This window comes from Coprococcus sp. AM11-30B (assembly GCF_027674365.1).
Taxonomy (GTDB): domain Bacteria; phylum Bacillota; class Clostridia; order Lachnospirales; family Lachnospiraceae; genus Allocoprococcus; species Allocoprococcus comes.
Map to the genome: position 1 here is coordinate 123,094 of NZ_JAQDVB010000004.1, position 22,065 is coordinate 145,158.

Annotated in this window: 18 protein-coding genes; all 18 read right to left on the minus strand. The window is 44.8% G+C overall.

Annotated features, from left to right (window positions below):
- Positions 1-139: 139 nt before the first annotated feature.
- The 18 genes from PGU50_RS03510 to PGU50_RS03595 all read right to left on the minus strand — a co-directional run bounded on the left by PGU50_RS03510 (position 140) and on the right by PGU50_RS03595 (position 22,052).
- Entirely contained in the window at positions 140-1,378 is a 1,239-nt protein-coding gene (locus PGU50_RS03510; RefSeq protein ID WP_118217740.1) for a metal-dependent hydrolase family protein, read from the minus strand.
- Between the two features lie 372 nt (positions 1,379-1,750).
- On the minus strand, positions 1,751-2,830 hold the full coding sequence (locus PGU50_RS03515; RefSeq protein WP_117556557.1) for a M24 family metallopeptidase: 1,080 nt from the start codon (positions 2,828-2,830) through the stop codon (positions 1,751-1,753).
- Positions 2,831-2,841: 11 nt separating this feature from the next.
- Positions 2,842-3,945, minus strand: a complete 1,104-nt coding sequence (locus PGU50_RS03520) for a hypothetical protein (protein WP_117834494.1) — start codon at positions 3,943-3,945, stop codon at positions 2,842-2,844.
- A 43-nt stretch (positions 3,946-3,988) separates the two neighbouring features.
- The gene (locus tag PGU50_RS03525; protein ID WP_117823802.1) at positions 3,989-5,476 is read right to left on the minus strand and encodes a peptide MFS transporter; all 1,488 of its coding nucleotides are present in this window, start codon (positions 5,474-5,476) and stop codon (positions 3,989-3,991) included.
- Between the two features lie 288 nt (positions 5,477-5,764).
- Positions 5,765-7,753, minus strand: coding sequence for a 2-isopropylmalate synthase (locus PGU50_RS03530; RefSeq protein ID WP_118217739.1), 1,989 nt, complete (start codon positions 7,751-7,753; stop codon positions 5,765-5,767).
- Between the two features lie 239 nt (positions 7,754-7,992).
- Positions 7,993-9,393 carry a D-alanyl-D-alanine carboxypeptidase family protein gene (locus PGU50_RS03535; protein ID WP_270246130.1) on the minus strand — a complete coding sequence of 467 codons (1,401 nt, stop codon included), beginning with the start codon at positions 9,391-9,393 and terminating at the stop codon, positions 7,993-7,995.
- 76 nt (positions 9,394-9,469) lie between these two features.
- Complete coding sequence (scpB, locus tag PGU50_RS03540; RefSeq protein WP_055155895.1) at positions 9,470-10,039, minus strand: SMC-Scp complex subunit ScpB; 570 nt, start codon at positions 10,037-10,039, stop codon at positions 9,470-9,472.
- A 6-nt stretch (positions 10,040-10,045) separates the two neighbouring features.
- Positions 10,046-10,813, minus strand: a complete 768-nt coding sequence (locus PGU50_RS03545; protein ID WP_173685147.1) for a segregation and condensation protein A — start codon at positions 10,811-10,813, stop codon at positions 10,046-10,048.
- 32 nt (positions 10,814-10,845) lie between these two features.
- Positions 10,846-11,739: a metallophosphoesterase gene (locus PGU50_RS03550; RefSeq protein WP_270246131.1), complete on the minus strand. Its 894-nt coding sequence runs from the start codon at positions 11,737-11,739 to the stop codon at positions 10,846-10,848.
- A gap of 15 nt (positions 11,740-11,754) precedes the next feature.
- Complete coding sequence (locus tag PGU50_RS03555; protein WP_118199711.1) at positions 11,755-13,011, minus strand: D-alanyl-D-alanine carboxypeptidase family protein; 1,257 nt, start codon at positions 13,009-13,011, stop codon at positions 11,755-11,757.
- A 71-nt stretch (positions 13,012-13,082) separates the two neighbouring features.
- Positions 13,083-13,367 (minus strand): hypothetical protein, encoded by a 285-nt coding sequence (locus PGU50_RS03560; protein WP_022219906.1) that lies wholly within the window; start codon positions 13,365-13,367, stop codon positions 13,083-13,085.
- Between the two features lie 98 nt (positions 13,368-13,465).
- Positions 13,466-14,707 carry an aspartate aminotransferase family protein gene (locus PGU50_RS03565; RefSeq protein ID WP_195368686.1) on the minus strand — a complete coding sequence of 414 codons (1,242 nt, stop codon included), beginning with the start codon at positions 14,705-14,707 and terminating at the stop codon, positions 13,466-13,468.
- A gap of 220 nt (positions 14,708-14,927) precedes the next feature.
- A complete protein-coding gene (locus PGU50_RS03570) occupies positions 14,928-15,542 on the minus strand; it encodes a putative ABC transporter permease (protein WP_117556539.1) in 615 nt (204 codons plus the stop codon).
- A 64-nt stretch (positions 15,543-15,606) separates the two neighbouring features.
- Positions 15,607-15,783, minus strand: a complete 177-nt coding sequence (gene rpsU, locus PGU50_RS03575) for a 30S ribosomal protein S21 (protein ID WP_004054229.1) — start codon at positions 15,781-15,783, stop codon at positions 15,607-15,609.
- 158 nt (positions 15,784-15,941) lie between these two features.
- Positions 15,942-18,581, minus strand: coding sequence for an alanine--tRNA ligase (gene alaS, locus PGU50_RS03580; protein WP_270246132.1), 2,640 nt, complete (start codon positions 18,579-18,581; stop codon positions 15,942-15,944).
- Positions 18,582-18,699: 118 nt separating this feature from the next.
- Positions 18,700-18,831 (minus strand): vanadium nitrogenase, encoded by a 132-nt coding sequence (locus tag PGU50_RS03585; RefSeq protein WP_195249974.1) that lies wholly within the window; start codon positions 18,829-18,831, stop codon positions 18,700-18,702.
- A gap of 134 nt (positions 18,832-18,965) precedes the next feature.
- Positions 18,966-21,392, minus strand: a complete 2,427-nt coding sequence (locus PGU50_RS03590) for a homocysteine S-methyltransferase family protein (protein ID WP_270246133.1) — start codon at positions 21,390-21,392, stop codon at positions 18,966-18,968.
- Between the two features lie 12 nt (positions 21,393-21,404).
- Positions 21,405-22,052 (minus strand): vitamin B12 dependent-methionine synthase activation domain-containing protein, encoded by a 648-nt coding sequence (locus tag PGU50_RS03595; protein WP_055155914.1) that lies wholly within the window; start codon positions 22,050-22,052, stop codon positions 21,405-21,407.
- Between the last annotated feature and the right edge of the window lie 13 nt (positions 22,053-22,065).

The following is a 22,065-nucleotide window of genomic DNA, read 5'->3' on the forward strand; positions in this document are numbered from 1 at the left end:
CAAATTTTCTGCCGTGTATATTATACTTGCTTTTTATGCAATACGCAACTGTTTTTGATAAGTTTTCTCTTATTTTGTTAAATTTTCGACAAGTAATTTTCACGTGCAAAAAAAGCCTCTGCAACGCAGAAGCCTTTTCTTACATAAACATATTCCCTGTTCCAACATAACGGATTCCGTCTTCAAAGACTCTCTTTCCGCCAAGTGTAACAAATTTTACATCTTTTAATCTGGTGATATCCCGGCTTAAGTCACCGCCAACTACCAGAAGATCTGCATCCAGTCCTTCCGCAACAAGTCCGCGTTCTTTTTCCACACCCAGTACCTTTGCCGGGTTGGATGTTGCCACTTGTATTGCCTGCACCGGCGTAATTCCGTATTCCACCATATATTGCAGTTCTCTCGGAAGCGGCAAGAGCGGAGAATGATACATCACCATATCGGTGCCGGCAAGAACCGTCACACCCGTATCATAAAATTCTTTAAAATGATCCCGGTACGCTTTATATGCCGGTTCAAAGAATTCATAATTTGCCATCTCTTTTTGCATGACCGGATCGCTGACCGGTGCATCGCCATTCTTCTCAATATTTTCCTTGCACAGTTTATAGAGATAAGTATATGCCATGATAGTCGGTGTCCAGGCAATACCTTTTTCTGCCATCTGCTTTGCATGATCCAGCGTCATAAAGGTTCCATGTTCGATCGTGTCAAATCCGGCATCAATGCACATCTGGATCCCCGGATTGGTTCCGGCATGCACGCCACACTTGATTCCTCTTCTGTGGCACTCATCCACCGCCGCATCCAGTTCTTCCTGGGTAAACTCCGGATATGGTTCCCGGTTGGTGGTCAGGATCTTCACCCATTCCGCACCGTCACGCACCTGCTTACGGATCTCTTTACGGATTGCCCACGGACCGTCCATTTCCTCTACCTCTTCCCAGGCATGCCCGCCTGTCATACAGATTCCGGTATCCGTATGCACGATTCTCGGGATCACGACAAATCCCTTCTTTTCTGCCAGTTTCAGATTCTTGCATACACCATGTGCAGAAGACATATCCCGCACCGTGGTGATCCCTCTTTCAAATGCAGACTGCGCATGCTGCAACGCATATAACATGATCAGCTGTGATCCATAATTAAAGCTGTCCGGCTGGGAATAGCCGTATGCAAGATGCGCATGCATATCCATAAGTCCAGGAAGAAGTGTCGCATCACCATACTCCTTAACTTCCTCCTGCGGAAATTCTTTCAGCAGCTCTTCTTTTTGTGCGATTTTTCCGATCTTGCCGTCCTCTCCAATATAGACTGCCTTATCCGTAAGAACGGTCTTTCCATCTCCTGTAATCAGATATTTCGTACTGATAATCATCCCTTGGTCCCTCTTTTATCCCTATATTTTTCAAATACACGCAGCCCTTTCATGCTGCCTCTCTCCCGTCGCATCCATTCTTTAACTTTTTAAAGCGCAACCATCTTGAAGTGTATTATACTTGTTTTTTCAAACCGACGCAACCGTTTTCCACAGAATCTGTTAAATATTTTGCATTTTTTAATCCGTTTTACGTCCAAAACTTTATACGGATACGCTTGCGCTTTTCATTTTACTCACAACATCGTTTAACAATCAATATTAAAATTTTGTGATTCCCAGGTCTGCGAAAAAAGAAAACCCTTACCCGGCAAACCACCAGATAAGGATTTCCTCAATTCTTTATACTTTTTTAGGATGACAACATTCTTATTACAGTGTGATCAGAGCATCTGTAATATTTGTAATTCTGCGGTATCCATCTTCTGTGATCAGGAAATCATCTTCCTGACGGACGCCGCCGATTCCCGGAATGTAAATTCCAGGTTCGATCGTATGAACCATTCCCGGCTGAAGGGTCACTTTACTGCCGGTACAGATATACGGCTGTTCATGAATATCCAGTCCGAAGTTGTGTCCCGGACCATGTGGAATATGATAGCCTGCATCTTCTACTACCTTCACGATGATATCTCTGAGCTCGCCCATAACCATTCCCGGTTTCAGGCTGTTCTGACCAGCATCCTTTGCTTTTCTGACTACGTCAAACATCTTGTAAAGCTCCGGATTTTTGGCTTTCCCTACTGCAACAGTACGGGTAATATCCGAGCAGTATCCGTGATAATAAGTTCCGAAATCAATCGTCACAAAATCACCAAGCTGGATTTTTCTATCGGATGCTGTCGCATGACAGTTTGCTCCGTTATCCGGACCAGATGCTACGATCGTCTCGAAGCAGAATCCGGAGCCGCCACGGCTTCTGAACTGATATTCCAGTTCATTTGCAATATCGATCTCTGTAACGCCCGGTTTGATCACATCAAGCAGTGCATAGAAAGATCTCTCTGAAATCCGGCATGCCTGTTCAATCGTCTCGATTTCTTCCGGTGTCTTGATCGCACGTAAAGGTTCTACATAAGACCCTTCGGAAACGAATTTGGTATCAGGCGCCTGACTTACCAGATCCTGATAATCATCAAACGTAAGATCGGCTCCACAGATTGCACACTGTTTTACCCCTGCTTCTGCCGCCAATTTACCGGTCTGGCTGAAGTAATTCAGTCCTTCACCGTAGACGACAACTTCAAATCCTTCTGTTTCCTGTGCGGCCTGGAATTCAAACCGTCCGTCGGTTACAAAATAGTTTTTCTTTTCTGTCAAAAGCAGGACCGCAACTCCATATTCTCCGGTAAAGCCGGTCAGATACTTAATGTCGCTGCCTTTGCTGATCACAATTCCGTCATGACTATTTTTCTTTACAGCATCTACAATTTTCTGTATGCGTGTATTCATTGTTCCATCTCCTACTGAATGAAATCCCAGTTGAATTTCATATTTTCATCATATGATTTGTATGGTTTTCCATCAATATCATAGATGTTTACATTATAATGCCAAGGTTCCGGAAGTGTCTTCTCCGGATAAATGTGCTTCATCAGCTCATATCCTTCCGGATCATAGACCTTCAGTTCCTCTCTTGTGTTGACCGGTCCGCGGATACCATCCCATCGTCCGTCAACACCTTCCTGCATGACATTGAACCAGACAGTACTTAAGGTTGCAAAATACTCTTCGTAATTGCTGATCGCATAAGTGTCCGGCCACAAACCATTGTCGCTGGCATGCTGATATGCTTTCCGGATCATGTCTGCAAGCGTCTGGTCTTTCAGACCATTCATTCCAACCAGATGGATCGCATGTCCAAATTCATGCACAAGGATCATCTCATTTGGATAACTGGTTGCATATCTTCCGGTTCTGAGACGGATTACATTTGCCTCTGAAATAGAGGATGCCGGATTCGTCATCTCACCGCCGTAACCTGCCACGTGGCGGGTTGCAAGCAGATATCCCATTCTGTGTTCCGGGACATCGTATGCATTCTCAAGCAGTCCGAAAACAGATATCTCTGCGCCTCTGCGGACGAGCTCTTCTGCTACTTCCGGGATCTTTTCAAGCATCATATCAATAATTGCAAGTGCTTTATCCACTACAGCCGGTGTTGTTTTTTCTCCGGCTTTTACTACAATGCCGGAGGTTCCTTTTTTGCGGACTACATAATATGGCTGATACACGGTCTGGTAGACCTTTTCATTGTCTACCGGTCTGTCTTTTACATCAGTCAGCTTTCCGACAACCTGTACGGTAACCTCTCCTGCACATTCCGGATCAACCGGATGAACCAGGGAAAGTGTGGTACGCATGGATTCTTTCTGGTATACCGTACCATAATCCCATGTCATATCACTGGTCCAGTGTACCAGTTCCTGTACTTCCCCTTTGTATTTTACCAGATAATCGTTTTCATTATCAGCACGGCGCATCTGTTCGCCCCAATAAATCTCAATTCTTCTGTCATCGATCAGAATGACTTTTTCGACCGGTGCATAATTACAATTCTCTGACATTTATTTTTCATCCTCCTGAAACATAAACTTATTTTCTAATCTTTTATGCTTCTGCGTTCTTGTCCAGTCCCATTCCGACTGCAAGCTTTTTACTGAAAATTGCTACAACCACACCGACTGCACATACACCCAAACCGATTGCTACGAAGAACGGAATTTCGCTTCCTTCTTTGTAGAAGTTTGTGAGCAGCGTGTTAAGAGCAGCTCCTGTAGACTGTGACATTGACCAGATTGTCATCATCTGTGTCATGAATGCCTTCGGTGCTGCAACAGCCGTGATTGAGTAACCGATCGGGCAGGTAAATCCTTCGCCAAGCATCAGGATTGCATAGAATAATACGATCCACCATGCGCTGACTTTTGCATCTCCAGGATAGATTACATAGAGGAGTGCAATGATTAAAGCTCCAAGTCCCCAGAAGATTGTTCCGATACCCATCTTTGTGGTTCCGTATGGCTGTTTCTTTCCGAGTTTTGTCCATACTGCTGTCAGGATACTTCCGATGATAACTGCAAATACTGCTGGGATTGTCTGCATAGATGCTGCAGGCACTTCAATTCCGAACAGTACACGGTTAACCTTTTCTTCATAGAAGATTGCAAGGATTGAAATTGTCTGTGTCCAGATCAGCAGGGTAACTGCGTTACAGATGAACGGCGGAACCAGGCAGAGGATTTTCTTCTTCTCATGTGGCTCTGTCTTTTTACTTTTGTAAATAACTACCAGGTATACGATCGGGATAATGATCGATACAGTACTGATTACATTTGAAAATACAGAAATACTTAATGTTCCTGTTGCAAAAAGCGTTGCAAGAACAACTGCGCAGATAACAAGTACAATGATCATCTTTGTGATGAAAGAACGTTTCTTATCATCCGGAAGCGGATCATCCGGTTCAATACCGATATTACCGAAGAACGGTTTGTATGTAACTGCATATACAACGATACCCAGGAATGCAAGGACTGCACATGCCGCGAATGCTACATGATATCCGAGTGCTGCTGCGATTATACCGGAAAGTACCGGAGCTGCTGCACCAATGTTGGAAATTACGTAAGAAATCGTGTAAGCGCTGTCACGTCTTCCATCGGATTCATCATAGAATTTTCCAAGAAGAGCATCCAGACATCTGCCACCGAACATCGGTCCGATTGCCAGACATCCCATAGCGATTCCATAGCCAGGAACGCCAAGTGGTAATGCAAGGCATACATATCCAATAAATGAAAGTGATCTTGATATAAATAAGGACTTCCGGCATCCTAAGATACGGTCGCAGACAAAGCTTCCGACAATACCTGTCAGTACGACAACTGTTGAATATAAAGAGATCAGCTGTGCTGCATTTGCCTTGCTGAATCCAAGTCCTTCCGGTGCATTTGCGTATAAGTAGTAAATCAGTACCGCACTCATCGCATAGCTTGCGAAAGAGTTACAAAGCTGCATAAAGCTCAGGGTTCCCACACCCTTTGGCTGTCCTAAAAAGGCGGTTTGTTTTCTTAACGCCTCATCATGTTCGTTCATTATTTTTTCCTCCAAGATAACCTTTTGTATTCTATTCATTCAGCAAAAAACAATCGTTAATTATTTCCCCATCCTCAGATGTCTTCACTCCTCCTTTTTCATAATTTTTAACTTTTGTTTTTTATTATGAACATACAAATATCTTACTTTTTTTTGTTTACTTTGTCAATAATTTTGCCTGTAAATATGAATTTTTGTTCACATTCATAAACATTGACAAAAAAGGAACGCAAAAAACGTCTTTTTAACCGTTTTTTGCGCCCTTTTTTCGTCATTTTTCTGTATTATTTATTTCTGGTTGCGGAACTGTACCGGTGTGATATTGTACGCCTTTTTGAAGAGCCTGTTGAAGTGCTCTACATTCTGGTATCCAACGGTCAGTGCAATATTTTCAACGGTCATGCTGCTGCTTTTTAACAGGGCACGTGCCTTTTTCATTCTGACCTTTTTGACAATATCCCCGAAAGTCGTTCCGGATTTTTCTTTGATATATTTGGAAAGGTATGGTTTGGACAGGAAGAATTTCTCTGCAAGGTCATCCAGAGATACATCCAGATAATTTGCCTGGATATAGTTCATGATCTCTACCATTCTTTCATCTTTACATTCATTCGCATTCTTCAGTTCATCGATCTTGTTGACAGCAACTGTCAATGCTTCAATAGAAGCTTTGATGATATCGGCATCAATTCCGACTCCCCAGTAGGTCTTTCCATTGCAGATGACACCTACATAAGCACATGCCTTGGAAGAAGAACCACGCGTCAGGGAATGTTCTTCGTAGAAGCTCAGTTCATAGCTGATACCAAAGTACTGTTTGATCGCATTGCTGACTGCGTCAAGACGTCCGTTACCGCCTGCTGTTACCACACGTTTTCCATTTGCATGGGAAATGGTTGCATCTGCTATAATACCATCTTCCTGTTTGAAGTGGCATTCATCGATAGAGAAGATTCCTTTGTAATTTACATAATGATCTTCAAAAATGTGGTATACCCAGTCCGGAGTCAGCTCCTTGTGGGCTTTATCGGATACATCTTTTACCATGTAACCGACTTCTTCACGCATTTCTTTCGGAACGCTGATGCCAAAGTTCTGCTTCAGAATGTAGCTTACACCGCCTTTTCCTGACTGGCTGTTGATACGGATAACATCTTTATCGTAAGTTCTTCCGATGTCCTTCGGATCGATCGGCAGATACGGTACGGTCCAGTGATCTCTTTCTTCCGCTTCACGCCATGCCATACCTTTTGCGATGGCATCCTGATGGGAACCGGAAAATGCGGTAAATACCAGATCTCCTGCATATGGCTGTCTTTCATAGACATGCATTCTGGTCAGGCGTTCGTAGATTTCACGGATTTTTGGAATGTCAGTGAAATCCAGTCCCGGATCTACACCCTGCGAGAACATATTGAGTGCCAGTGTCACGATATCCACGTTACCGGTACGTTCGCCATTTCCAAATAAGGTTCCTTCGATACGGTCTGCACCTGCAAGAATACCCATCTCAGCAGTTGCCACACCACATCCACGGTCATTGTGTGGGTGAAGGCTGAGTACAACCCCGTCACGGTATTTCAGGTTCTTGTCTACATATTCTACCTGTCCTGCAAATACATGCGGCATTGCGTTTTCTACGGTTGTCGGAATGTTGATGATGACTTTTTTATCTTTTGTCGGCTGCCATACATCCAGTACTGCATTGCAGACATCCACTGCATAGTCCACTTCTGTTCCGGAAAAGCTTTCCGGACTGTACTCGAAAGTAAAGTTTCCTTCTGTCTGATCAGCAAGCTGTTTCAACAATTTTGCTCCGTCGATGGCGATCTTTTTTACCTGTTCTTTGTCTTTTTTGAAAACCTGTTCTCTCTGTGCAACAGAGGTTGAGTTGTACACGTGGATCACAGCATGGGGTGCTCCCTGTACGGCTTCGAAGGTACGTTTGATGATGTGCTCTCTTGCCTGTGTCAGTACCTGTACAGTCACATCATCAGGGATCATGTCTTTCTCGATCAGGGTACGCATAAACTGGTATTCTGTCTCAGATGCTGCCGGAAATCCGACTTCGATCTCTTTGAATCCCACATCGACTAATAACTGGAAGAATTCCAGCTTTTCATCCAGACTCATCGGCTCGATCAATGCCTGGTTTCCATCACGCAAGTCAACACTGCACCAGATTGGCGGTGCGTCTACATAATCTTTTTTCACCCAGTCATATTCAAATTTCGGAGGCATAAAATATTGTCTCTCGTATTTTTTACAGTTTTCCATTTTGTTTCTCTCCTTTTATTTAATTGGAAAGGGCGGCATCTGCTTTTTCTTCTGTTCATATGAAAAAACAAGAAATTTTTCATAAAAATCACACAATTTGCCTAATTCCTGACTTTTCACAAATATCCGTCAACTTTCTTGTCTTATTTTGTTGTCTAGCTAATGCTAACATATCTTATCGAGAAAGTCCATTGATGAATTTAAGCAATTTTCTTGATCTATTTTATTTTTCTCGTGTTTTAAAAATTAAATTGGTAAAACATTTCACACATTTTCATGGCTATCCAGGTAAATGTTCTCCGTCTGACTGTTTCTTTTACAACAGCCTGGCAGCTCCCCCATTTCTCCCCGTTTAAGAGATACGTGATCTGTCCGACCGGTGTTCCGCTTTTCACCGGCGCATCCAGTTTTTCCGGTACTTCTGTCTTTTCTTCTGCCACATCATCATCTCCGACCAGAATCTTACCCGGACTTTCTTTTCCTTTGATTTCCACTTCCACTGCTGCTTTTCCAAACAAACCATTTTGGGAAATACCGTTTTCCACGGGTATTTTCGAAAGCTCCGGTATTTTCCACACCTCATCATAACGATAATGTGCCATTCCGTACTCCATCAGTTTTCTGGTATCTGTCCATTTATAATTCTTGTTGTTTGGCCAGCCACAGGCAAGCAGTGCCACTACAAATGTACGATCCTCACTCTGTAAAGCCCCTACATAGCAATATCCGGCATCCCCGGTAAACCCTGTTTTCCCGGAAATCGCGCCATCCATCATCTGAAGAAATGCATTGTGGTTGCTGCAGCTAAAATTCCCCTTTCCCTCAGCATCAGAAAAGCTGTATACCGGCATTTGCGTGATCGCAAGAAATTCTGCAGCTTTGGGAGAACGCAGGACACAGTAGCTCATGATTTTTGCCAGATCTGCAGCTGAAATGCTGTGCACACCGCCCACATCCTCTCCATCCAATCCGTTTGGCGTAACAAAATGTGCCTCAGTGCATCCGATCTCTTCCGCCTTTTCATTCATCCACCCGGCAAATTGCGGAACGGATCCTGCAAGGTGTTCCGCGATCGCCACTGCAGAATCATTATGGGATTCCAGCATCAGGGAATATAGAAGATCCCCCAGATAAAACGCTTCCCCTTCGTGCATTCCCAGATGAACCTTCGGCTGTGCGACCGCATTTGCAGAGGCTGTCACCAGGTCCTTCGGATTTCCCTTTTCCAGCGCAAGAATGCAGGTCATGATCTTCGTTGTACTTGCCATCGGGCGCATTACATGCTCTTCTTTTCCGAGCAGAACCCTGCCGCTGTCCGCATCCACCAGCGCAGCGGAACGGGCATAGAGCCGGGTAAGAAGCTGCTCCCTTTCCTGCTCACGGGTTTCTTTTTCCTGTGCAGTCTGCGCATCCGAGACCGGTTCCTTTTGCTGCGTAGTCTCCATTATCTGTGTCCGTTCATTTTCTTCCGCAGGCACTTTCCCAGCTAAGATCTTACCCGGACTTTCTCCTGTGGATTCTCTCCATAGCATCTTTCCTTGAAAAATCTGCAAACTAAAAAAGAATACCATGCACGCTGCCAGAATCCCTCTTCTGGTCCGTGCCGGTATTCCATTCCTCTTCTTTTCTTTCTTTTTCATGCGCCCCGGTCTCCCTCCTGCTCTTTTCTGTTCCATTTTATGAACAGGGACGGGCGTTTATACTATGGATTCCATTTTAAATATTCAGCCGGATCTGTGCCTCATCTTCCGCTTCTTCTTTGAATGTCTCCAGCTTCTCCGGTTCAATGCCCGGGAGATCATCTAAAGACTGCACACTGAATCTGCGCAGAAATTCTTCGGTTGTTCCAAAAAGCAACGGACGTCCCGGTGCATCAAGGCGCCCAAGCTCGCAGACCAGATTGTACTCGATCAGCTTGTTTACCGCATGATCCGATTTGACTCCGCGAATCTTCTCAATCTCCAGCTTGGTGATCGGCTGACGGTAAGCAATGATTGAAAGTGTCTCCAGCATGACATCTGTCAGGACATACTTTTTCGGCTGCTTTGCGATCCGGATCAGATACTCATACATCTCCGGTTTGCTACAGAGCTGATATGCATGATCCAGTTCGATGATCCGGATGCCACGCTCCTCTTTCTGATACTTGTCCATCATATTATGGATAAGTTTCTCCGTCGTCGGCACATCCTGCTCGATCGCGGATGCGATCTTACTCACCTCGACCGAATCTCCCATAGTGAACAGGATTGCCTCTATGATACTCTCCAACTGTTTTGTTCTCATTTTCTTCTATACTCCTTGCCGCAGTCCCTCGTCCGATGTAATGATGATATCATCAAACGTATGTTCCTGATATACCTGTATCTCTCCTGTTTTCATCAGCTCCAGCACCGCCAGGAAGGTGACAATGATCTGTACCTTGGATGCCTGCTTTTTTAGGAGATCCCGGAAACTGAATCTGTGATGTACCTTTGCATACTCATAAACATATTCCAGTTTCTCCGGAAGCGTAACCTCTTCTTTCTCGATCTTGCCGAACTTACTTCGGATCGGATCCGTCTTATCTGCCTGTCTTTTCAGGATATCCTGAAAAATATCATTCAGCTTCGTCAGGGTCAGCCCGTCAAGAAGCGTATCCAGATCTACCGGTTCTTCGTATTTCTTTACTTCATCCGGAATGGTCGCTCCCTTATAGAACAGCTTTTCTCCGTCCACCTGGCGGTCACGCAGTTCATAAGACATGTATTTGTACATCTTGTACTGCAAAAGCTGCTCTACCAGTTCCTGACGCGGATCTTCTTCCTCGCCCTCTTCATTGACTTCCTTTGGAAGAAGCATCTTGCATTTGATGTCCAGAAGTGTCGCCGCCATGACCAGAAACTCACTCATGACATTCAGGTCTGCTCTGTCCATCGCCTGGATATATTCCATATACTGGTTGGTGATCTCTACGATCGGAATATCGTAGATGTCTATTTTATTTTTATCGATCAAATGTAAGAGCAGATCCAGAGGTCCCTCAAAAACCTGCAGCTTTACCGGTATTCCTTTTCCCATAGATATCCTTTCCAGTCAAATTGTCGATAACCTTATTTATTATACAGGAAAGCCGGGATGATATCAAGTACGACTAGCTCTGCCGGATTCCAGAAGCGGAAATTGATCGTGTGGGTTCCGAGCCCTTTGCTGACCACAATATATTTCCCGTCTTTTTCATAACAGTCCCCGCTGTAGCGTGGAAACAGACGGAACTGCGGACTGATCACACCGCCAAGCAGTGGAAGTCTGGCAATCCCGCCATGTAAATGTCCGGACAGCACCAGGTCTGCTCCCCACTTCCAGTAGGTTTCTGCGTAAAGCGGATGATGTGCCATTAAAATGCAGTATGCGTCCGTCTCTGCACTGCCAATCCGTTCTTCCATCTCGCCAGTCGTAAGCGGACACACCTTCCATCCTTTTTTATAGCATCCAAATGGAAGCTCCATCCCATATAAGCGCAGCTTCATCCCGTTTACCGGAATCTCTTCTGATCCATTCACCAGGACATGAATCCCTGCCTTTTTCAGTTCATTCTCATAATATCCATATTCTTTGCCGTAAATCTCCTGCTGCTCATGCATTCTCTGCTCATGATTGCCATTACAGCACCAGACCGGTGCGATCTGTGGAAGTTTTTTCATCAAATCCGCTGCCGGTGTCCAGTCTCTTCCGGCTTTCCCGACCAGCATATCGCCGCCTGCCAGGATCAGATCCGGCTTTGCTTCCCTGATCGCCAAAAGCAGCTCCTCATTCTCTTTTCCATAGACATGATTATGCAGATCACTTAAGAAAGCAATCCGTACTTTTCCGGCATCTCCCTTTATTTTACCGGTTCTGATCCGGTATCTTGTAATCTTGAAGCAGTGCAGCTCCCGCCATACTTCTGCAAGAACTGCTGCTGCAAAAATCACCAGTATCAATACGATAATCCCTGTTGCCTTCATCTCTTCCCTCTTTCGTTATACCATCATTTCTTCCAGAATTTTAAGGAATGCGCCCCCAAATGTCAACTCCCCGACACCTTCTGTCGCATAAACCGGAACGCTTCCGATGGTTTTCTCATTCAGCCGGTAAATGACTTCTCCGATCTGGTCGCCTTTCTTTACCGGGGCAGTCTGTTTCTGTATCTGTACCTCTTTTTCCACGGCAGACAGATCTGATCCACTGGTATCCACATACCGGAAGCCCTCCAGCGTCTCTCCCTTTGCCTTCTCCTGCATTCCATGTTTCACTTCGGCGTACACAATTTTTTCCAGTGCCTTTTCATCCTGGTAAATACTGCATTTCCCAAAGCCATAGTTTAACATGGCAATGGCATCCTTTATCCGTGTCTTAGAATCCGGCTCTGCCATCACAACCGCAATCATATTGACCCCGTCTTTTCTTGCCGTTGCAGACAGGCAGAACTTCGCACCGCTTGTGGATCCGGTCTTCAGTCCAGTTGCGTATTCATACTGCCGGATCAGTTTGTTGGTATTACTCAGTCCGAATTCACTGCTGCCCTTTGCCGTAGTGTGGGTAATATTTTCCATCCAGATCGTTGAGTAATCCTCGATCTGTGGATACTTCGTGATCAGCTCCCGTGACATCAGTGCAATGTCTCTCGCTGTCGTCAGATGCCCTTCCGTGTCCAGTCCATTGCAGTTGACAAAATGGGTATTCGTCATTCCAAGCCCTGCCGATCTCTGATTCATCTTTTCCACAAAAGCCGGTTCACTCCCGGCAATCTTTTCTGCCATCGCCACGCAGGCATCATTGGCACTTGCCACAGCAATGCACTTGATCATTGTATCCACAGTCTGCTTCTCACCAGCTTCCAGAAATACCTGGGATCCGCCCATCGATGCAGCGTACTCAGAAGTTGTGACTTCGGTATCCGGCGTGATCGTTCCGTCTGCCAGTGCATCAAAGATCAGAAGCAGCGTCATAACCTTTGTCACACTCGCCGGGGGCTTTTTCTCATCCGCATTTTTTTCTAAGAGAACCTGACCTCCGGAAGCTTCCATAATAACTGCGGACTCAGCAGATAGTTCCAGACCGGTCAGATTGCCCGAATTGTCTTTGTTCGTCTGCTCCGGATCCTCCTGCCGGATCACATCCTGCATAGCTTTCGGTCTTTCTCCCGGCTCGAAAACATCCGCCGCCCGGACCGGGATCCCATATACGGTCTGCACGCACAGAACCATGCCAAGCAGACCTGCCAGAAATTTGCGCATCATAAGACTCCTTTTTTTCATCCATCGATACTATATAAATAAGCCTTCTGACAGGAAAATAGAACCTTTCTTTACACTTCCCGGTTCATTTTTTCGCCTTCCTCATTGAACCAGTCCATTGCCTGACAGATTCCTTCTTCTGCAAATGGGAATTCTCTCTTTGTGATCTTTTCCTGTGGAATCTTATCATAAATAAACGGTCCTTCCCAGATACTTCCGACAAGAATCGTTTCTGAATTTTCCTCATCGGTCTTTTTTTCTTCTTTCGCCAGGCGATAGTTCATTTTTCCCATACTTCCGTTAAATTTCGCTTTTTTATAAAAATTCAGCGGAAAAAGCTGCATTCTTTCTAACATATTTTTCACCTCAAAAACCGGCACAGAAACTGGGGGATTTCTGTGCCGGTACTCTATTTTTTATACAATTATATCAATAAGTCGGAGGAATGTCTATACTATGCAGTCTTCTGATCTGCCTCATATTTTGCAGCAGCTTCGTTGATTGCATCTCTCATGATCTCGATTGCCTGATCTACATGTTCTTTTGCAAGGATCAGTGGCGGGATCATACGGTTTACGCTGTCGCCGATCGCTGTGATCAGAAGTCTTCTTCTGAAGCATGCCCATTTTACTTCAAGAGCGATCGGAATATCGTATTCGCATCCTACCAGAAGTCCTTTTCCTCTTGCTTCTTTTACATGTGGAAGCTCTGCAAGTTTTTCTTTCATGTATTCACCCATTACTTTTGCATTTCCACTTAAATCTCTGTCGAGGATTTCAGAAATGGAAGCAAGAGATGCGGCACATGCAAGTGGATGTCCACCGTATGTAGAGCCATGTGTTCCTGATGTAAATACTGCAGCTACTTCTTCGCTTGCGCAGCATGCACCGATCGGCATTCCGCCTCCCATAGCTTTTGCCATCGTTACACAGTCAGGTTTTACACCATATCCCATGAATGCCATTGGAGATCCTGTACGTCCCCATCCGGTCTGTACTTCATCGAGAAGGAGAAGCATACCTCTTTCATCACAGAGTTTACGAAGTCCTTCGATAAATTCCTGTGTTGCCGGATGTACACCACCTTCGCCCTGTACCGGCTCGATCATGATCGCGATCGTGTTATCTGTTACTTTTGACTTGAAATCTTCAAGGTTGTTATATTCTGCGTAAGAGAATCCCGGAAGCATCGGTTTGAATCCAAGCTGGCATGCGTTATCCGGCTGTCCTGTTGCGGAAAGTGCTCCGTATGTTCTTCCGTGGAAACCATTGATTGCTGTTACGATATGGTAATGTTCCGGGCCATATTTTTCAACGCCGTATTTTCTTGCCATCTTGATCATACATTCGTTGGCTTCTGTTCCTGAGTTCTGGAAGAAAATCTTATCCATTCCGATCGTGTCACAGATCTTCTTTGCGAGAAGTGCCTGTGGAATTGTGTATGGGTAATTGAATGTATGCATGATGTCATCAAGCTGGTCTTTTACTGCTGCGACAACCTTCGGATTTCTGTTACCTGGTGTATTTACGGCAACTCCACCATAAAAGTCGAGGTAAGCTACCCCTTTTTCATCGTAGAGATACATACCTTCTGCACGTTCTGCGATAAAATCATATCTTGCATAGGTTTCTACCATATATTTTTTTACAATGTCCTTTAATTCTTCTGCTGTGAGTCCTGTGTCTTTGAGTTTCATAAGAATCTCCTCGCTTTCCTTCTTTTGATCATATACTACTTCATGCTATTCGTTCCGGACTTCGAATAAAAATGTGTAAAAGAATGTGCCTTTTGTTTAGCAGGAAATCCCTTCGGAATTTACCGCTAAACAAAAAAACGCCATGTACTAACTGTACATGACGTCCTTGTCGTTTACAAGACACAGTATAGACCACAGTCTATGGTTTTGTCAACAACAATTATGTCAAAAAATTATCTTTCATTTTGTCTTTTGCTTGTTCAATCTGCTGTATTTGTTCCTCATCCATGCTTTCCTGAAGATTTTCTTTCTTCTGGCGATAAATTGTCGCGGAAAAATCCATAATGTATCCAATCAGGATCAGATTGCCAATTGCACGCCCTGCACGAACCGGTATCATGGCAACAAACGCTGCAACTATGTTCTGCAGGAACATAAAAAGGAACAACGTATAGAATCCCCATGCGATCGAACTCTCCAGACAGATGATCCCCCTGTAGTTAAATGGCTTCTCATGGTAATCCCACCAGATCTCACCGAAAATGCGCTTCATCACAAGTGCCGTCAGAAATTCCAACGTCGTTGCAAGAAACGATCCCAGGAAAAACAGCAGTATACTATTGTCGCTATACGGACGTAATATAAAAAACACCGTAAGAGCACCAAACCCGTAGATCGGGCAAAACGGACCTTTTGCAAATCCCCTGTTCGTAATCTTATGATTACAAAATGACATATAGATGGATTCCACCAGCCATCCCATCATGCTGTAAGTCAGAAACCACATCACAACCTCATATCCATCTATTCCAAATATTATCCTATTCCACCACATAAAATTTTCCTGTAAAAATGGAGGGTTTATGAATCATAAACCCTCCATTATTGTTCTGCACATATTAGTTATATTTACGTTTTCTAGCAGCTTCAGATTTCTTTTTACGTCTAACGCTTGGTTTTTCGTAATGTTCTCTTTTGCGAATCTCCTGCTGAATTCCTGCTTTGGCACAGTTTCTTTTGAATCTGCGTAAAGCACTATCTAACGTTTCGTTTTCTTTAACGATTACATTTGACATAGTCTCACACCTAACCTCCCCTCCAGCCTGGTATTGTGCATCATACGACTGTTCGGGTATATTTATTGCACTACATTAGATTATATCATATTTTTCATCTCAGTCAAGAATTTTTTGAAAAATAGGAAAAATATGCATAAATCTGTCATTTTCCGGCATTATTTTATCTGTTCTGCCAGTACCTCTTTGACTTTTGCAAGGGCATCCGGGATTCCAGCCGGGTTCTTTCCGCCAGCCTGTGCCATGTTCGGACGTCCACCGCCGCCACCACCTACACAGGAAGCGATTGCCTTGATCAGGTTGCCTGCGTGAGCCCCCTTCTTCATTGCTTCATCTGTTGCTGTAGCCATCAGGCTTACCTTGCCGTTCGCGCTGGATGCGATCACGACCACGCCTTCTCCGATCTTCTCCTTGAGCTGGTCTCCAAGGTCACGCAGTCCGTTCATGTCCATATCTTCTACGCTGACAGCAATCACTTTTACGCCGGCTACTTCTTCTACCTGATCCATCACATCACCCATGGCATCTTTCGCAAGCTTGCTCTTCAGGCTTTCTACTTCACTGTGAAGTTCTTTGTTCTCAGCCTGAAGGTGTGCGATCTTCTCAGATACAGTATCCGGAGTTGCTTTCAGGAGCCTAGCTGCTTCATGAAGCAACTGTTCCAGTTCTCCATAATAATCCATCAGTCCTTTGGATGTAAGTGCTTCGATACGGCGTACCCCTGCTGCCACACCACTTTCAGACAGGATCTTGAATGCTCCGATCTCGCTTGTATTGGCAACATGTGTACCACCGCAGAACTCAATAGAGTAATCTCCCATATTTACAACACGGACGATGTCGCCGTATTTCTCACCGAACAGAGCCTGTGCTCCGGTCTTTCTTGCTTCTTCGATCGGCATGTTCTTAATGACAACCGGCAGAGATCTGGAAATGCTTTCATTTACCATATCTTCTACTTTCTGCAGTTCTTCCGGTGTCATTGCCGAGAAATGAGAGAAGTCGAAACGAAGTCTCTTGTCGTCTACATAAGATCCGGACTGTTCTACATGTGTACCAAGTACGGTACGGAGTGCTTTCTGAAGCAGATGGGTCGCACTGTGGTTTCTTGCACAAAGCACACGTCTCTGCGAATCAACGGTCAGAGTAACCTGATCTCCAACCTTCATCATACCCTTTGCCATATAACCGATATGACCGATCTTGCCACCAAGCATCTTCTTCACATCTTCCACAACAAATTCACCGTCACCGCATTTGATCACACCGTGGTCGGCTTCCTGTCCACCGCTTGTTGCGTAGAACGGAGTCTCATCTACAAAGATGGTTCCTCTCTCACCGTCAGAAAGAGCGTCTACGATCTCATCTTCTGTGGTAAGTACCGTAATCTTCGATTCATATTCCAGATGCTCGTATCCGACAAACTTAGAGGTTACAGACGGATCAATGGATTCGTATACGGTTGCATCTGCTCCCATGTAGTTCGTTGCCTTACGTGCTTTTCTTGCAGTCTGGCGCTGAACTTCCATTGCGGCTTTAAATCCCTCTTCATCAATATCCATACCTTCTTCTTCCAGAATCTCTTTGGTAAGATCGATCGGGAATCCATAGGTATCATATAATTTGAACGCATCTTCTCCGGACAGAGTCTTTGTTCCTTCTTCTGCCATCTTTTCTTTCATCTCATTCAGAATGACAAGCCCCTGGTCGATGGTCTTCTCAAACTGCTCTTCTTCCTTGCGGATGACATTCATGATAAAGTCTTTCTTTTCTTCCAGCTCCGGATATCCGTCTTTAGAGCCTTCGATCACAGTTGCAGCAAGATCTGTAAGGAATCCCGGTGCAACGTTCAGAAGTCTTCCGTGACGGCATGCACGGCGGAGAAGACGGCGAAGAACATATCCTCTTCCTTCATTAGACGGCATAATACCATCAGAGATCATGAAAGATACAGAACGCACATGGTCTGTGATTACACGCAGAGATACGTCTGTGCTTTCATTATCTCCATAAGATACTCCTGCGATCTCACATACCTGGTCACGCAGTGCTTTTAAAGTATCAATATCGAACATAGAGTCTACATCCTGTACGATACATGCAAGTCTCTCAAGTCCCATACCGGTATCAATATTCTTCTGCTTCAGTTCGCTGTAGTTTCCATGTCCATCATTGTCGAACTGTGAAAATACGTTGTTCCAGATCTCCATATAACGGTCACATTCGCAGCCTACTGTACATCCCGGTTTACCACATCCGTATTTTTCTCCACGGTCATAGTAAATCTCTGAACACGGACCGCACGGACCTGATCCATGCTCCCAGAAGTTGTCTTCTTTTCCGAAACGGAAAATTCTCTCCGGTGCAATACCAATCTCTTCGTTCCAGATCTTCCATGCCTCATCATCGTCTTCATATACGGACGGGTACAGACGATCCGGATCCAGTCCAACCACTTCTGTCAGGAATTCCCATGACCAGTGGATCGCTTCTGTCTTAAAGTAATCACCGAATGAGAAGTTACCAAGCATTTCAAAGAATGTACCGTGACGTGCAGTCTTTCCTACGTTCTCGATATCTCCTGTACGGATACATTTCTGACAGGTTGTCACACGGCGTCTCGGTGGGATCTCCTGTCCTGTAAAATATGGTTTCAGCGGTGCCATTCCTGAATTGATCAGCAGAAGGCTGTTATCATTGTGCGGCACCAGCGAAAAGCTTTTCATTTTTAAATGACCTTTGCTCTCAAAAAAGTCAAGAAACATGCGTCTAAGTTCGTTAACTCCGTAAGCTTTCATCTTTATCCTCCTCGCTTCTATCAGCTAAATTCTAATTATAAAGAGATTTTGATGGCTTGTCAATATAATGAAATTTAAAAAGGAACCGCATTTTCTGCGATTCCTTCTTTTTTCCATTCTACTTAGTCTCTGAATTCTTTGCGTCTTTTCTTTCGCGAAGCTTCTTGCCTGCAAAAACCCCTCCGACTGCAAACACTCCGATAAAGAGCATCTTCAATACCGTAGAGATCAGTGTTGAAAAAAATGCCATCTTGTCATGCCTCCCATGCTATCATTTTCTTTTCTCCTTGATTTATGCATATTATAGCATATACAAAAAAATTTTCCAAACTTTTTTAGCATTTTCACATACAATTTCGACCTTTTGTATCTGCCTTGCAGTTCCTACTCCACCATGCCAAAAAATTTCTGCGCATAGTGTACGGACTGCATGGCATCTTTTCCATAGAAATCTGCCCCGATCATATCCGCGTAATCCTGGTTCAGAACAGCCCCGCCTACCATGACTTTGCAGTCCGGTTTTTTCTCTCTTAAGAGTTTGATCGTCTCTTCCATGCTGACTACAGTTGTGGTCATCAGCGCACTTAAGCCTACCAAAGTGACATTCTCCTCAACTGCTTTTTCTACGATTGCCTCCGGCGGCACATCCTTTCCGAGATCGATCACATCAAAACCATAATTTTCAAGAAGAACTTTCACTATATTCTTTCCGATATCATGGATATCACCTTTTACGGTAGCAAGGATGATCTTCTCCTTCTTTTCTTCTTCCTGTCCGGATGAAGCAAGCACATCCTTGATAACTGCAAAGGCAATCTTCGCAGCATCCGCACTCATCAGAAGCTGCGGAAGGAAGACGGTTCCCTTTTCAAAACCTTCACCGACTACATTGAGTGCCGGGATCAGTTCCTCCTGGATGATATCCAGCGGTTCCCTCGTACCGATCAGGTCACGGGTGATATGATGCGCCTCTTCTTTCAGCCCTCTCTCGATTGCATATTTGAGTGTCATCTCAACGCCTGCAGCTTTTGGTGCATTTCCGGCTGCTGCAGCTGCCTGCGATGCCTGGACTGTCACCGTCTCTGTGGTTCCCGCATAAGTACTGATATAATTCGTACAATTTTCATCAAAGCCCATCAGTGCATTATAAGAACGATAAGCTTTCATCATATCTTCTGAGGATGGATTGATGATTCCTGCCGTCAGTCCGTTCTGCATTGCCATCGCATAGAAATAGCTGTTGACAATCGGGCGCCTTGGAAGTCCAAAAGAAATATTCGATACTCCAAGAACGGTTCTGACCCCGAATTCTTCCCGTACTCTCTTCAATGCTTCCAAGGTAACCTTTGCCCCGTCCTTTTCCGAACTGATGGTCATGGTCAGCACATCGATCACGATATCTTTCTTGTCGATTCCGTATTTGGCTGCTTCGTTGATGATCTTACCTGCAACACGCACACGGCCTTCTGCATCCTTCGGAATCCCCTCTTCATCAATGGTCAGTCCGACAACCACACCGCCATATTTCCGGATCAGAGGAAAGACTTCGTCCATAGAAACCTGCTTTCCGTTTACAGAGTTGATCATCGGCTTTCCATTGTAGATACGCATTGCACGTTCCATAGCCTTTCCATCTACTGTGTCAATCTGAAGTGGAAGACTGGTCACGCTCTGCAGTTCTTTTACAACTTTTTCCATCATGGCAACTTCGTCAATATCCGGAAGTCCTACATTGACATCCAGAATGTGCGCGCCCTTATCCTGCTGCGTGATCGCTTCTTTCAAAATGTAGTCCATATCTTCATTTTTCAGTGCTTCTTTGAATTTTTTCTTTCCAGTCGGGTTGATTCTTTCCCCGATGATACGCGGCATATCATCCAGGATCACAGCCTGTCCATAAGAAGATACGATCGTATCATGCTTTTTCTCGATCTCGCGCAGCGGAAGATCTTTGCATTCTTCCACCAGCTTTTTAATATGCTCCGGTGTCGTTCCGCAGCATCCGCCGATCACACAGGCTCCTTCTTTTACAACCTCCTGCATGATCCGGGCAAACTCATCCGGCTCTACATCGTAATACGTTTCCCCGTTCTTCTGCTTCGGAAGTCCGGCATTTGGCTTCACAATGATCGGAAGGGAGGTATATCTTCTTAAATCGTTTAGGATTGGAAGCATCTGTTTCGGCCCAAGTCCACAGTTCAGCCCCAGTGCATCTACGCGGAGTCCTTCCAGCATTGCCACAACAGAAGGGACATCCCCGCCTGTCAGAAGCTTTCCTCTTTCATCAAAGATCATGGTTACAAATACCGGAAGAGAAGAATTTTCTTTTGCTGCAAGAATGGCTGCCTTTACTTCATAGGTGTCACTCATGGTCTCGATATGGATCAGGTCTGCACCGTACTTTTCTCCATAGCGGACGGCTTCTGCAAATGCTTCATAAGCATCATCAAAATCCAGATCTCCCATTGGTTTCAATAGCTTTCCGGTCGGTCCCATATCCAGTGCCACATAAGTCTCTTTTCCAATCTGCTCTCCTGCTCTTTTTGCATTTGCAATCCCTGCACGGATCACTTCTTCAACCGTATATCTGTCATCATGAAATTTGCAGACATTAGCGCCAAAGGTATTTGCAAGAACCACATCACTTCCTGCTTCGTAATATCTGCGGTGAATCGCTTCCACCTTTTCCGGATGTTCGATGTTCCAGGTCTCCGGAAGTTCTCCCGGTGCAAGTCCTTCTGCCTGCAGAAGAGTTCCCATTCCTCCATCTAAAAATAAAATTTCTTTTCCCAAACGTTCTCTGATATTCATACCCTACGCTCCTTAATTTCTTCTGTAAATGCAGTCCTTCTTCTCACACACTTCGCAGCCTTTGATGTGACATTTTTCCTGCGTATCACTGATCCCAATGATTGCAGTCACCGATTTTGTCGGTGTGAGCATATAGCTGTCTGTCATGGTAAGTCCGATCTTCTTTGCCGTATCCAGCATCCGTAGGATATCGTCCTGATGATGGATATCAAAATCACCGTATCCCGGACTGAATCTCGGTCTGAGCCATTTATTCTGTGCTTTTAACTCTTCTCCGATCGAAAGCTGCAGATCGTCACAGTACTCCTCCAGATATGCAGCTGCACATGCCTGCAATACGACAGATTTCGCCATATCTGTCAGTGAATAACGTTTCATCAGTATATCGACACTGGTACCGAGTGTTGCGCCAAATACAACTGCCTCTTTGCAACCTCTGAGATTCTTTCCGAGACTTCTGCTTTTAATATTCATTTTTCCGATCGTCACCTGGTCTTCTCCTGTAACTTTACAGTCAAAAATGCGATAGACGGATTTTGCCTGCGTAGTCTGATCGAGCTCCCCGAAGGAAACATCGATCAGCGCAAGCGTCTGTTCATCTACCGCATGTCTTCCATATCCCAGATAACGAATTGCTTCTTTCGTTCTGGCATCTGTCATCTTTCTTATGTTC

What these genes read in the sequence shown, in the direction of transcription:
- PGU50_RS03560 (WP_022219906.1), bottom strand. Translation starts at nt 13,367, where the DNA reads ATGTTAGAAAGAATGCAGCTTTTTCCGCTGAATTTTTATAAAAAAGCG.
- PGU50_RS03595 (WP_055155914.1), bottom strand. Translation starts at nt 22,052, where the DNA reads ATGACAGATGCCAGAACGAAAGAAGCAATTCGTTATCTGGGATATGGA.
- PGU50_RS03515 (WP_117556557.1), bottom strand. Translation starts at nt 2,830, where the DNA reads ATGAATACACGCATACAGAAAATTGTAGATGCTGTAAAGAAAAATAGT.
- PGU50_RS03535 (WP_270246130.1), bottom strand. Translation starts at nt 9,393, where the DNA reads ATGAAAAAGAAAGAAAAGAAGAGGAATGGAATACCGGCACGGACCAGA.
- PGU50_RS03530 (WP_118217739.1), bottom strand. Translation starts at nt 7,753, where the DNA reads ATGGAAAACTGTAAAAAATACGAGAGACAATATTTTATGCCTCCGAAA.
- rpsU (WP_004054229.1), bottom strand. Translation starts at nt 15,783, where the DNA reads ATGTCAAATGTAATCGTTAAAGAAAACGAAACGTTAGATAGTGCTTTA.
- PGU50_RS03545 (WP_173685147.1), bottom strand. Translation starts at nt 10,813, where the DNA reads ATGGGAAAAGGAATACCGGTAAAGCTGCAGGTTTTTGAGGGACCTCTG.
- PGU50_RS03520 (WP_117834494.1), bottom strand. Translation starts at nt 3,945, where the DNA reads ATGTCAGAGAATTGTAATTATGCACCGGTCGAAAAAGTCATTCTGATC.
- PGU50_RS03585 (WP_195249974.1), bottom strand. Translation starts at nt 18,831, where the DNA reads ATGGCATTTTTTTCAACACTGATCTCTACGGTATTGAAGATGCTCTTT.
- alaS (WP_270246132.1), bottom strand. Translation starts at nt 18,581, where the DNA reads ATGAAAGCTTACGGAGTTAACGAACTTAGACGCATGTTTCTTGACTTT.
- PGU50_RS03555 (WP_118199711.1), bottom strand. Translation starts at nt 13,011, where the DNA reads ATGCGCAAATTTCTGGCAGGTCTGCTTGGCATGGTTCTGTGCGTGCAG.
- PGU50_RS03525 (WP_117823802.1), bottom strand. Translation starts at nt 5,476, where the DNA reads ATGAACGAACATGATGAGGCGTTAAGAAAACAAACCGCCTTTTTAGGA.
- PGU50_RS03510 (WP_118217740.1), bottom strand. Translation starts at nt 1,378, where the DNA reads ATGATTATCAGTACGAAATATCTGATTACAGGAGATGGAAAGACCGTT.
- PGU50_RS03590 (WP_270246133.1), bottom strand. Translation starts at nt 21,392, where the DNA reads ATGAATATCAGAGAACGTTTGGGAAAAGAAATTTTATTTTTAGATGGA.
- scpB (WP_055155895.1), bottom strand. Translation starts at nt 10,039, where the DNA reads ATGAGAACAAAACAGTTGGAGAGTATCATAGAGGCAATCCTGTTCACT.
- PGU50_RS03570 (WP_117556539.1), bottom strand. Translation starts at nt 15,542, where the DNA reads ATGTGGTGGAATAGGATAATATTTGGAATAGATGGATATGAGGTTGTG.
- PGU50_RS03550 (WP_270246131.1), bottom strand. Translation starts at nt 11,739, where the DNA reads ATGAAGGCAACAGGGATTATCGTATTGATACTGGTGATTTTTGCAGCA.
- PGU50_RS03565 (WP_195368686.1), bottom strand. Translation starts at nt 14,707, where the DNA reads ATGAAACTCAAAGACACAGGACTCACAGCAGAAGAATTAAAGGACATT.